We start from the raw sequence: 11673 nt of genomic DNA on the forward strand, positions 1-11673 counted from the left end.
TGTGCCTTTTCTTCTCATTACCTATGAAGCTATTGACTGCTTGCGAGTGTATAACTAATACTCCAAACAATTAATATAAAGGTTATTATGACAATCCTCGATTCAGTCGTTGTCGTGTATTGTCCCTTACTGAATTTTTTGAGTAGCTTAATAAGGTAATAGCTAAACAAAAAAGCGTAGAGGGGCATTAAATAAAAATTACTAAAGAAAAAGAACATTTCCATAGCTGAACAACCTTTCTTATCTTTATTAAAAATTACAGGATTATTGTGCAAACTGATTAAAAAGGAGCTACTTTAATAAGTAGCCCCAAATTTGTTAATATTAGTATATTATTTTGTCTCTATTCCTGCAATCGCTACATTCTTATGGATCGCTATGTTTCTGTTTTTTGATTTTCTTTTGTTTGTAGGTAATATAAGATGTTTTCAATGAAGCGTAACTACCAATGGCTGCGTAGCCATAAAACCAGCCCATGAAAAGCCCAGCAAGAAGGTTGTGGCGATGGCTGATGAAAATGGAAATGAATAAGCCGACGATTAATGCAATGGTCGGAACCCAAAAAGGTTTGATATGACCCAATTTCTTAATTAGTTGCGTAACAATCATCACGACAGGGACTGCAATGACGGCATCCCAAAAATTTGTATGTATTAGCGGAAAATGCTCCATACCTCTCACCTCAAGTAGACTGACTTAGAACTTATTGTGGACATGAAGTAAGATTTTATGCAAAAGGAGATGAGGAGCGCTTGTAGGAATAGGCAACCAAAAGAACATGATAATTAGCTTTGTCCTTTTAAGTGTCATCAAATGGAAATAGAGATTGAAATAGTTCGTCGAAAAAAATTTGTTTAACAAATCCATGATTAAAGAGGTATGCTATGTTTCCTATATTACAAACTGAACGATTAGTATTAAGAGAATTAGGGAGTCCTGATGCACAAGCTCTTCTTGATTGCTTTTCGAATCCTGAAGTTTTGCGCCATTATGGGCAACAACCCTTAACGAGCTTAGTACAAGTGCAACAAATCATTAAAAATTTTGCAAACAATTTTACCGAAAAACGTGGTATTAAATGGGGTATTGCATTAAAAGAACAAGAAGGCATTATTGGTACACTTGGCTTTCAAGAGTGGTCAATGGAGCATCGAAGAGCAGAAATCAGCTACGCACTATTTCCTGACTATTGGGGAAAGGGCTATGCTCAGGAAGCTGTGAAAAGAGCCATTTCCTATGGTTTTGAAGAGATGGATTTAGTACGTATTGGTGCTATTGTTTTTACAGAAAATGAAGCTTCTCAGCTACTATTGCAAAAAATAGGTTTCGAACAAGAAGGATTATTAAAAAAATATATGCATCAAAACAATATGCCACATGATACATATATGTATTCACTCATAAAATAAAAAATTTTTTAAGACCAGATTCCCTAAGTTAGGGCTTCCGGTCTTTTTTTATAGTTTCTGTGAATGTTTTGCGACCTGGATTGATTTTAGCTACTTCCACATGAATTTTACTGATAGAATCCTCTGTTAATGGAATTTTTCCATCCTTTTCTAACCTTTTCCATGCTTTGACGTTGTCCCGATAAAGAGACTCTGATAATCGATAGATATCAACATCTAATTTTAAGCCTTCATTGAAGGTTTCATGGATTTCCTTTTTCACCTGTGTGATTATATGTTTTTCCAGCTCTTTTTCCGTTGTTTTTCCTTTAAAGCCATTAATGGTCGCATTGATTTTTAATTCGACTTCAAATGAAACATCTTCCTTTTTGACATGTGGTTTCACATCGACATGAATTTTTTCAATACTCACGGTTAATTCTTCCTGACCATTTGTTTTTAATTGGAAGGTAATCTCACCGCGATTTGTATAGTTATGCATCCATTGATTGCCTCTTGCTGCATTGTCTTGCAAAAATCCTTTAAAGCCATCTTTTGATAGGACACCAACCCCTGAAAAATAAGTTTCTTCTGTTCGATCCTCATCTGTTTGCCAATCTTCTTTAATGGACACATATGGGATGGTCACTTCATGGCTTGGTTCATTTAAACCAATGACGATATCTCTTATATTTTTGGGTTCAACAAAGGTTTCTTGTTCAGTTGGGTTAATCGGGTTACTTAATTTTGATGAGGACAAAGAATTTCTTAGGATGGGTGTGACAAGCAGCACTTCATCTACCGGATTTTTTGTACAGTACACCCAAATCTGGTACCTTGTATCGCGAAAACGTATCAATGTATCAATGACTGGAATAAAATGTTCATTTTCCATGGCCCGCTCTGAAAAGAGAAGAAACCTCATATGACCCCAAAATATTTCCTGATCGGAGGAGCGATACAATTTGTAAATCGCTTCTTCTACTGTTTTGCCAGTGGCACGACCCACCTCCGCAGGAGCCACATCTGCACTGGGCTGAATCGATTTCGCAACATCGGCAAAATTAATCACCTGTAAATAGACAACATATTCATCGTTTTCATAGTCTACACCTACTGCATTAATATAGTACATTCTCTGTGGTTCAGTAATATCCCAGCATCCAGCGAGTAAGGTCGTCAATCCAATAATCATTAAAATTTTGAAATATGGTTTCATCGTTTCTCCACTCAAAAGCTCTACCATTGTATTTTATAATGTTAGCTTAGACAAAAGGTGGTTATTTTATAAAATGATTATTTGTTTGAGTGTGTATATTCAGCACTTGCTTGTTTGCGTTATGATGAGAGAAGAGGTGAATAAGATGACGATTATTTCCTATTCTATAATAAATACCTTTACAACAGAGCTATATAAAGGGAATCCAGCAGCAATATGTCATGTAGATGCAGATGTTTCTGAGGAGACGATGCAAAAAATTGCACAGGAGGTACCTGTCCCGACAACAGTCTTTATTGAAAACAAACAGCTTGATTTTTCGATAAGATGGTTTACCCCAGAGACAGAAATCCCGATTTGTGGTCATGGCACCCTTGCTAGTGCTTTTTTGCTTTGGCAGCAGGGGATCGTGCCTAAGCATCAGACCATCACATTTCAATCAACAAATGGCCCTTTGCAGGCAAGATGGCAACAGGAGCGAGTGGAAATTGCCATCAAAACGTATCCAATTGATGAAATAGTGTGTCCTCCAGCATTGGAAGACTGGTTAGGAAGTAAACCGATCTATGTAGGGAGTACCGAATTGGATTATATTGTGGAACTAAGCAATGAAGACCTTATTGCACATTTCGAGCCAGATTTTTCTGCGATGGAACAATTTCCTGTTAGGGGGATATGTGTGACCAGTAAGTCGAGGGAAGAGGGCATTGATATAGTATCCCGCTTTTTTTCTCCAGCACAAGGAATTGACGAAGATCATGTTAATGGGTCTAGTCATGGCGCACTTGGGCCATACTGGTGTGAAAAACTATTGAAAAACCAGCTAGTAAGCAAGCAACTTTCCAAACGGGGCGGTATTTTATACGTAACACCCCAACGCGAAACAGTAGCGATAGCGGGTTCAGCCGTTCTCGTGTTGAATGGAAGATTAAGCATTTAAAAGCCGCTTAGATAAGAGAGATGAATGAAAGTTTACAAAAGGATTGTTATTTGCATCCTATTCATAAATACCAACGCCTTTTTGATGTTTGTCAATTTTTATCAACTGACGATGGTTTGCACTATTTGCAGGAAAGAACTAAAAAAATTTTAAATTGGTTGTAACTTATCGCAATGCTTTACGACTACTCTATTAGTAGAATACAAAAAACTAAAGCAAAATAGTAGCATTCACTTTTCACAAAATGACCAGGGCTCAATTTCTGAGTGCCTGGTTATTTTGTTGGATACAAAAAGGACATGCATTTGTTGCATGTCCCGTGTCATTTATTCGCTAAGCATCGCTTTTAATGTTCGCTTTTGCCAGCCTAGCTTGAAGTAGGCATATTGCATAATGAAATGGACGCAGAAGGTAATTGGATAGGCTAACCAAACACCGTTTAATGCGAGTGACGTATGGTGGGACAAGAAGTACGCTAATGGCACTTGCACGACCCAAATCGTTATGACTAAGAAGATGGTCGGCCATAGTACGACACCAGTGGCACGCATCGTAGCGGAAACGGTTTGCGTATGTCCAAATATTAAATAGCTCCAAAAGGCGATATATAAATAATTTTTGGCAATGAGCACAGTATCATGTGAATCGATAAAGAAAGCCAAAATTGGCTCTGCAAACAGATACATGATGAGAATGATTGCGCCACCTAAAAGATAGTTAATACGCACACCCATTTGACGAATTTTTTTAATCATTTCTGTAGAATTCGCTCCTAAAGCCTGTGCTACGAAAACGGATGTAGCAATAGCAATACTCATCGCAGGCACTTGTGCATAGCTAGCTACCTGATTGACAACGCCATAAGCAGCAGTGGCGTCAGATCCATAGGCATTGACAAAACCAATAACGGCAATTTCTGCAACTGAGATGGCAACCATACTAATACTTGATGGAATCGCTAGTTTTAATAATGATGTTAAAATATCTTTCTTTAATTTAAAATGCTGTAAGATGGATTTATCAAAACGTAGTAAATGCTTTGTTTTATGCAAATAAGCTAATAATAAAATCATGGTCACTAAGTTTGATAACACAGAAGCATAGGCAGCACCATTTAAACCAAACGCGGGTAATCCGAACCAGCCGAATACCAGCGGTGGGAGGAAGGCAATATTTAACACCACACTAATTACTAAAAAGAGAAAGGGTGTTTTCGAATCACCGACGCCGCGCATAAAGGTTGTATACACTAAATACCAAAACATAATGGGTAATGTGAAAAATAAAATTTGTGCATAGCTAATACTCATGTCTAAAATATTTGCTGGTGTTTGCATAAAGCGTAAAATCCATTCAATGAAAAAGCCGCCAAAGAGCGCCACGATAATCGATAAAATCGTAGTAAAGGCAAGGGTTACCCCAACTACCTCTTTCATCTTTTCATGATGACCAGCCCCAAACGTTTGCCCAACTAAAATAGAGCTTCCCGAACCTATGCCAATCGCGAAGGCCATTAAAAAGAAGAAAAACGGGAAAAATGCGGAAATGGCAGCGAGTGCATCGACACCTAAATTGCGCCCGACGATAAACATCGCAAATACTTGGCCAACAGATTGCAGTACATTCGCTAGCATCACCGGGATTAAGAAATTAAAAAAGGCCTTTCGTAGTTTTTTATCATCCTGTAACATTTGTTCATTCATCGTTAAAATCCTCTTGAGTTTTAATAACCCATTTCTTTTAAGATTCGTGATAGTGTGCGAAGGCGTTCACCGATTAGCTCACCATCATTATTTAATGCTTGCTGAAAAAGCTGAATATCCTCTTTAATTTGTTCATTTTCTGTGCAAACTTCCACAGTCATAGCATCACCCTGTAAGCCTACTCGATTAATAACAGGGTTTGCTTCATCATATAAGTGCTCGTAGCGGTATGCATCCTTAAAATAAAGTTGTGTCTCACATACTAGAATAGCGAGGTCAAGCACACGATGGAGGGGTAGTTCTTCCGACTGACGTGACCATTTGCCACCTGTATGTCGCCAAACCTTCGCAGAAATATCAACCTTTCCTCGATCATTCCATTGTGCCAACCCAAGTGAAAGTCCTTGTGTATCAGTTTGATAAGCTGTACGCCCATCGATATTGGCATAGTTTTCAGCAACGATTACAGGTTTATGTTTTAAATGTGTTGGAATTTTCATTGTTAAGCACTCCTTGTTATTTGAATTTAGTAATTTAGTAAATTACTGCTTTAGTAAATTTAGCATTCACCTAAACAGAAGTCAATAGAAATGGCAGTGTAACTTTTTCTGCTAGGCTAAGTCTAATATGTAAGATGATGGAAAGGGTGATGTGATGAAGGGCTATCTGCGGATGTTTTTGTTTTGTATAGTATGTCTCGTAATAATACCTGTGAACACTGTCGCAACAACTTGGGTCTATCCTTTCGTAGTTTGGGATGGTTATATATATGAGGTAACGGAGGAGAAAGTGCACGCAGTTGAGAATGAAATAGGAAAGGTAACGAAGTATTCAGATATGGAGCAACATGGAGGCAATTTTTCAAATGCATATCCAAAAGGAACCAAGTACTTTGCGATAAAGGGAACCGATACAAAGGTCGCCATCGCGATACAAGTTGACAAAGGAGCATACCTTAAAGCGGTGAATGATGGAGAATATACGTATCAACGTAAAGCAAACATTGCCTTATATCTTTATAAAGCATTAGGAATCCTCGCCCTGTTCATCGTTATTTATCTATTGTTCACGAGTTTACGCAAGAAGCGTTAAGCAGCAAATTCGTACTTTATGTAGGGATGTTGCTTCTCTATACAAGAAAACGATTATTGCTACTTTGCTTGTTTTTTGCGGTATCGTATTTTTGAAGGAGTTTAACTTTAAACGGTTCAAAGAATAACAGAAGTATGATAAACGTGAAGGGTTAATTTTTTTCAAAATTCCTTCAAAAACCTGTAACCTTTGCAAAGCTGACACGACTACTGTAATAGTAGAATACAAAAACTACAGCAAACTAGTAAGTTTCACTTTTCACAAAAAGACCAGGACTCTGTTTTTCGAGAGTTTCTGGTCTTTTTGTGTGCTGGAAATAACACCGTTTTATAGTTTATGTTCTTAAAAAAGGGATTTCTTAATCTCTTATTGACAATATATTTATAAAAATGAAACTTTTCCCAGTAGACATGCGTAAAACTAGTAAAAGAACAAGGAAGGGAGCTCTTAAAAATGCGTTGGAAACACTTTATTATGATGGTTATTGCCTGGATTGTGGAGATAGCGTTAACCTATTGGATTGCCACAATGTTCTCTGTTCGATTTATAGAAGTGATGTTTTTCACTGGTGTTGCCTTTACGTTAGGCACATTCTATTTTTCCAGCAGTGGTGGAGCCATGTCTAGGCTTTATGCATCTCAGGTCAGTGCACAAACAGGAATCATTCATGAGCGAGAACGATTCCAGGTAAAACTTGGTCCCATGTTTAAAGCCTCGTTCATATTTTTCCTCATTGGTTTGGTGTTCTTTATTTTACTTGTAACAGGCATCATTCCACCTCAAAGCATGTAATATCTTGTGTAGGTTTGATTTAACTGCTCTTATACCTTTAAAGCTTCAAATAAAAAGTCGGCTATTCCTTATCGGAGTAGCTGCTTTTTATTATGCACAATTTTTCTTAAAAACTTATTCTATTCCATTTTTACTATAGTTTTATGTGAGGTGTTAAAAGGGGAGTTCAAAATTACAAATTCCTGACTGAGGTAATACTTGGTTAGATTAGAATATGTAGTTCAACATTTAGTGTAATTATCAATTGAATGTAAAAAAATCCTTACATTCTACCTCAACAATTATAAAATATTATTTGGAACTTGATTTGCTTGAGTTAATAACAATTATGATGCTTTTGTTATGATATTATTTTTAATGAAGAGCATCATTTCTTTAGCCATATCAGTATCACGTATTTGTGATTCAGCAGCTTGAAAATTTTCAGATGTGTTGAAGTTAGTATTAAAAGCCGCTTCTAAGCGATTTACTAGTTTTGAATGTTCGTTCGATAAAATTTCTGTGGAATTATCGAGGGAATTTAGGGAGGTGGTTATTGCATTTAAACGAAATTAAACAACTTTATTATGCATTTTCAGTATCACCTAAGTGATACACCTGTAAGATAAATTTAATCCCAAATCCGTATTCTTGAAAATCTTGTCATTCTTAAGTAATCCAGCTTTGGACCGTATGTACTGATCACGATATACGACACTTAGAAAAATTCCCCTTAATCTTCTTCTATACCGAGAATGTGGCGTCTAAAATCTTTTTTTCTAATTTTCGTTTACAATTCTAGTTCTAACATTATTCAGAATTGCTACCCCAACAGCTAAAACTGTAGCAGCAGTACTTAATCTACCAATAATCTTTTCATCATTTTCCTTTAGGTCATTAAAAGAATCAATAAGCCCGTTCATATCAACATTTTTCCATAGTATGAATATCCATGAAGCAGAAATAACTAAATTACCAAATCACAAACCTTATCTCGTTCAGTCGGCTCCTTGCTTCTTCATATGCATTTAAATTACAAAAAAATAATTATATGGTAAAATAAGTTGATAAACGGAATATAAGACTTTTTCTTAATTTCAGAATACTAGTTTGGAGGGTTTATATGAAAGGCATAAAGATAAGTATAATTACTTTATTTATTATCGTATTTGTGTTGATTATCATGTTACTTAATGCTGGTCCCCCTAAGCCAATTGTATTGTCAGGAAATAATAAGATAACAATAGTACAAGGTTCTTATTGTTGGAAAAAAATAACTGGCACTGAATGTGTTGATAAAATTTCACCACCAGAAATTCTTGATAATAATAAAATTGTCCCTTTTTCAGTATCCCCTCAAAGTAAAATAAAAATCAATTTTAAGAAACAACCTGAAAAAGTAGAAGTTGAGAAATGGATGAATAACGATGAAAGCGAAAAAGTAATAGTGGAAGATAATAGTATTTCTGTACCGAACGAAAAAGGCAAGTATATATATATTATCTCTGGAAGATGGGACAAAGGGAGTTCTTCTTATATCTTTAGTATAAAAGTAAAATGATACCAAATTACCCTTTATATTGTATTTTATTATGTTTATAATTTATGTGTGTTAGTTCCATGAATGTAAAAATAAAGGGGACTTGGTAAAATGAAGTGGAAATTTAAAGGCTTTTTAATTATGCTATTACTTTGTGTTGTATCTCTACCAATTACAGCTGATGCTTATCAATTACTAGGATTTAAAAAGAAGGATAATTTAGATTTGTATTACAATATTAGTCAAGAGCTAATTGATATGGGTTATAAGCAAGATATTCTAAGAGGATTTACTGCGTGGCATTCAACTAATAAAGTTAAGTTTACTAAAGAGGTCTCGGTTAGTGGAAATGTTAATGTTGATTATGTAAATAGTAATTATGGTGATGCATATGCTACTCATCGTAATGGTTCCTCTACTTTATCAAACATAACAATGTATAAATCATGGAAGGGATTAGATCAAACTCGTAGAAGGGAAACTGCAGTTCATGAAGTAGGGCATGCTTTAGGTCTTGATCACACTCAAACAAAGAATAATTCCATATCTGTTATGAGGACAAAGGGTTTTAATGATAAAGACTGGCCGTTACAAGACGACATTGATGGTATAAAAGCTTTGTATTAATTACATACGGCTATTACTCACACAAAAATTGTCGACAAAGGGGCAGGTAGTATGAAAAATAGAAAGTTTCAAGTGTTTAGCTTTTTTTTAGTGTGTTTTTGTTTAATATTCTTTATAAGCATTAAAGATAATAAAAAAATAGAGACTATTAATTTTGAAGGTAAAACTCTAGGTTTTGATAATTTAGAAGAGATGGAAGAAGCATCACCTGTAATTGTTCTTGGTACAAAAACAAAAGAAAATGATACTGAAGTTTTTAGATCAGACATTAATAACGATGTAATTGGTGGATATACTAAATCAAGTTTTTTAATTTCAGAAGTTTATAAAAATAACGATAATAAAGAAGATATAAAAACAAATTCTCAAATTACTGTGTCAGAAATGGCTTTTTATGATAAAGAAACAAATGCTATGTATACTGTGAATGATTATGAGAACATGGAGTTTGATAAAGAATATTTACTATTTTTGGTTCCAGTAGATGATGGTATGTATGCCCCTAGAGGTGTAACTACTGGTAAAGTGCCAATGTTTGGATCTAACTCTTCTCTTAACTCTTTAAATACTGTAGATAGTGATAATTCTGATCTAGCCATTATGAGAGATGCACAGCTTAAGTATAAAAAATAATAAAATTTCGTGGTCTACTAAAATGTAGCGTATTTATATCATTTAAAAATAAGCAGCCTATGAGTGAAGTGACCCCTAAAAGTTAGACACGGTTATTTCATTAGGCAGCGGTTAGGGCATGGGTTCGATATTGTATCGGACTCATGCCTTTTAATTTTGCCTTAATCCTTTTTGTATTGTAATACGTTATATACTTTTCTAATTCAGTTTTAAAATGGTCTACACTTTCAAATTTTTTGAAGTATAAAAACTCAGACTTCATAATCCCGAAGAAATTCTCCATTACAGAGTTGTCGTAACAGTTTTCTTTACGAGACATACTTTGGAGAATACCCCTTGATTGAAACGCATGACAATATTGCTTCATTTGATAGTGCCAGCCTTGATCTGAATACATGAGAAGCTGATGGCCTTCTGGTAGACGCTCCAAAGCTTTATCTAACATCTCTGAAACAAGTGAATAAGTTGGTCTAGAGCCAATTGTGTACGTAATAATTTCACCATTAAATAAATCTAAAACAGGTGATAAATATAATTTTTCGCCGAATAATTTAAACTCCGTAATATCGGTTACCCATTTTTCATTCGGTGGGTCCGCTGTAAATTGGCGGTCTAAATGATTAGGCGCAATTTTACCGACTGTTCCTTTATAGGATTTATATTTTTTCATACGCACAAGGCACTTTAATCCAAGTTCTTTCATGATGCGTTGGATCTTCTTGTGATTCACGTTCTTACCACGATTAGCTAGCTCATCACGAATACGACGATAGCCATAACGTCCTTCATGTTCATCGTAAATTGAATTGATTTCTACTTTTAAATCGGCATCTGGATCTATTCGGTTCATTTTCTTTACTAAATCATAATACGTGCTACGTGGAATACCAGCGAGTTTCACAAGCGCCTTCATCGAATATTTATGCCTTAACTCAAAGACTACTTTTGCTTTGTCTTGTTTCATGATTTTTCCTTGTTTTGAACTAAGGCATTCAACTTTTTTAAATACTCGTTTTCCATTTCAAATTGTTTAATACGTGCTTCTAGTGCCTCGACAGATCCTTCAGCCAGGATTGTTTCGTCGATTGTTTTTTCATCGATGGACGCCCCTTTTGTCTTGATTCAAGGGCATCTAAACCGCCAACCTCCATTTGTTTTTGCCAAGTATACACTATTGTATAACTTGAGATTTTAAAAAGAGCTGCGGTATCCATTAATGACGAACCAGATTGAACCATGTAATTTAATACGTCTAGTTTAAATGGTACAGAATAATTTGTATAGGTATTCCTAAACCCTTCATCTCCATGTAATTCATATAACTTTAACCAATATTGAAATTGTGCTCTTGTTACTCCCATCTGTTTTGCATACTCTTGTTGAGAAAAAATCTTTGAATTAAAGCCTTGAATAATCTTTAACTTTATCTCGCTCGTAAATTTAGTCATAAAAAAACTACACCTCCAATTGTTAAATGCTGTGTCTAACAATTGGGGTGCAGTTCATTCCTTATCGGAGTAGCTGCTTTTTTTATGGCAAAAAGTTCAAAAAACCCGACTTTACTTACAGGCATTGGATAGGAAGGGTTGTGGAAGTATATGAAATGTTTTGGCGAAATGGCTCAACCAAATCAGAGCCTGTTGTTCGATTAGGACTATATTAAGAATTTGTTCAGAATTTGTAGAGATGTGCTTGGTAGAATTGGAAGGTTGTAAGATCATTACTCGATCAAGACCTAGGAGGTGGCGTTCGCAAAGGAG

At 35.4% G+C, this 11673-nt stretch carries 12 protein-coding genes and 1 pseudogene; 7 read left to right on the forward strand and 6 right to left on the reverse strand.

Going from position 1 to position 11673, the window contains the following annotated elements; all coding sequences use genetic code 11:
* Window positions 1-366 precede the first annotated feature (366 nt).
* Window positions 367-672, reverse strand: a complete 306-nt coding sequence (locus tag MHI22_RS03660; protein ID WP_340811082.1) for a hypothetical protein — start codon at window positions 670-672, stop codon at window positions 367-369.
* A 212-nt stretch (window positions 673-884) separates the two neighbouring features.
* On the opposite strand from MHI22_RS03660, the gene MHI22_RS03665 reads away from it, so the two are divergent.
* Window positions 885-1409 (forward strand): GNAT family N-acetyltransferase, encoded by a 525-nt coding sequence (locus MHI22_RS03665; protein ID WP_036126121.1) that lies wholly within the window; start codon window positions 885-887, stop codon window positions 1407-1409.
* 28 nt (window positions 1410-1437) lie between these two features.
* Here the strand turns inward: MHI22_RS03665 and MHI22_RS03670 are convergent, their stop codons facing one another.
* Window positions 1438-2607, reverse strand: coding sequence for a Ger(x)C family spore germination protein (locus tag MHI22_RS03670; protein WP_058844456.1), 1170 nt, complete (start codon window positions 2605-2607; stop codon window positions 1438-1440).
* A 145-nt stretch (window positions 2608-2752) separates the two neighbouring features.
* On the opposite strand from MHI22_RS03670, the gene MHI22_RS03675 reads away from it, so the two are divergent.
* The gene (locus MHI22_RS03675) at window positions 2753-3547 is read left to right on the forward strand and encodes a PhzF family phenazine biosynthesis protein (protein ID WP_340811084.1); all 795 of its coding nucleotides are present in this window, start codon (window positions 2753-2755) and stop codon (window positions 3545-3547) included.
* Window positions 3548-3873: 326 nt separating this feature from the next.
* Here the strand turns inward: MHI22_RS03675 and MHI22_RS03680 are convergent, their stop codons facing one another.
* Both MHI22_RS03680 and MHI22_RS03685 read right to left on the reverse strand, forming a co-directional pair.
* Entirely contained in the window at window positions 3874-5250 is a 1377-nt protein-coding gene (locus MHI22_RS03680) for an MATE family efflux transporter (protein WP_058844454.1), read from the reverse strand.
* Between the two features lie 20 nt (window positions 5251-5270).
* Window positions 5271-5750, reverse strand: coding sequence for a DUF6530 family protein (locus MHI22_RS03685; RefSeq protein WP_058844453.1), 480 nt, complete (start codon window positions 5748-5750; stop codon window positions 5271-5273).
* Between the two features lie 211 nt (window positions 5751-5961).
* Here MHI22_RS03685 and MHI22_RS03690 point away from each other — a divergent pair, with 211 nt between their 5' ends.
* Window positions 5962-6342, forward strand: coding sequence for a hypothetical protein (locus MHI22_RS03690; RefSeq protein WP_340811085.1), 381 nt, complete (start codon window positions 5962-5964; stop codon window positions 6340-6342).
* 453 nt (window positions 6343-6795) lie between these two features.
* Window positions 6796-7134 (forward strand): hypothetical protein, encoded by a 339-nt coding sequence (locus MHI22_RS03695; protein WP_036126110.1) that lies wholly within the window; start codon window positions 6796-6798, stop codon window positions 7132-7134.
* Window positions 7135-7460: 326 nt separating this feature from the next.
* On the opposite strand, the gene MHI22_RS23360 is transcribed toward MHI22_RS03695, so the two are convergent.
* Window positions 7461-7670 carry a flagellin gene (locus MHI22_RS23360; protein WP_080717120.1) on the reverse strand — a complete coding sequence of 70 codons (210 nt, stop codon included), beginning with the start codon at window positions 7668-7670 and terminating at the stop codon, window positions 7461-7463.
* A gap of 566 nt (window positions 7671-8236) precedes the next feature.
* Here MHI22_RS23360 and MHI22_RS03700 point away from each other — a divergent pair.
* The 3 genes from MHI22_RS03700 to MHI22_RS03710 all read left to right on the forward strand — a co-directional run bounded on the left by MHI22_RS03700 (window position 8237) and on the right by MHI22_RS03710 (window position 9913).
* Window positions 8237-8674, forward strand: a complete 438-nt coding sequence (locus MHI22_RS03700) for a hypothetical protein (protein WP_036126107.1) — start codon at window positions 8237-8239, stop codon at window positions 8672-8674.
* A gap of 90 nt (window positions 8675-8764) precedes the next feature.
* Window positions 8765-9280 carry a matrixin family metalloprotease gene (locus MHI22_RS03705; protein WP_271913334.1) on the forward strand — a complete coding sequence of 172 codons (516 nt, stop codon included), beginning with the start codon at window positions 8765-8767 and terminating at the stop codon, window positions 9278-9280.
* Window positions 9281-9331: 51 nt separating this feature from the next.
* On the forward strand, window positions 9332-9913 hold the full coding sequence (locus tag MHI22_RS03710) for a hypothetical protein (protein WP_271913336.1): 582 nt from the start codon (window positions 9332-9334) through the stop codon (window positions 9911-9913).
* A 100-nt stretch (window positions 9914-10013) separates the two neighbouring features.
* Here the strand turns inward: MHI22_RS03710 and MHI22_RS03715 are convergent.
* Window positions 10014-11361, reverse strand: a pseudogene (locus MHI22_RS03715) (IS3 family transposase).
* Window positions 11362-11673: the final 312 nt, after the last annotated feature.

The sequence above is a fragment of the Lysinibacillus sp. FSL L8-0312 genome, assembly GCF_038003285.1.
GTDB lineage: Bacteria > Bacillota > Bacilli > Bacillales_A > Planococcaceae > Lysinibacillus > Lysinibacillus fusiformis_D.

Excerpts from the sequence above, each read along its gene's own strand:
- MHI22_RS03660 (WP_340811082.1), bottom strand. The coding sequence starts at position 672 with ATGGAGCATTTTCCGCTAATACATACAAATTTTTGGGATGCCGTCATT.
- MHI22_RS03680 (WP_058844454.1), bottom strand. The coding sequence starts at position 5,250 with ATGAATGAACAAATGTTACAGGATGATAAAAAACTACGAAAGGCCTTT.
- MHI22_RS03670 (WP_058844456.1), bottom strand. The coding sequence starts at position 2,607 with ATGAAACCATATTTCAAAATTTTAATGATTATTGGATTGACGACCTTA.
- MHI22_RS03685 (WP_058844453.1), bottom strand. The coding sequence starts at position 5,750 with ATGAAAATTCCAACACATTTAAAACATAAACCTGTAATCGTTGCTGAA.
- MHI22_RS03710 (WP_271913336.1), top strand. The coding sequence starts at position 9,332 with ATGAAAAATAGAAAGTTTCAAGTGTTTAGCTTTTTTTTAGTGTGTTTT.
- MHI22_RS03695 (WP_036126110.1), top strand. The coding sequence starts at position 6,796 with ATGCGTTGGAAACACTTTATTATGATGGTTATTGCCTGGATTGTGGAG.
- MHI22_RS03705 (WP_271913334.1), top strand. The coding sequence starts at position 8,765 with ATGAAGTGGAAATTTAAAGGCTTTTTAATTATGCTATTACTTTGTGTT.
- MHI22_RS03675 (WP_340811084.1), top strand. The coding sequence starts at position 2,753 with ATGACGATTATTTCCTATTCTATAATAAATACCTTTACAACAGAGCTA.
- MHI22_RS03665 (WP_036126121.1), top strand. The coding sequence starts at position 885 with ATGTTTCCTATATTACAAACTGAACGATTAGTATTAAGAGAATTAGGG.
- MHI22_RS03700 (WP_036126107.1), top strand. The coding sequence starts at position 8,237 with ATGAAAGGCATAAAGATAAGTATAATTACTTTATTTATTATCGTATTT.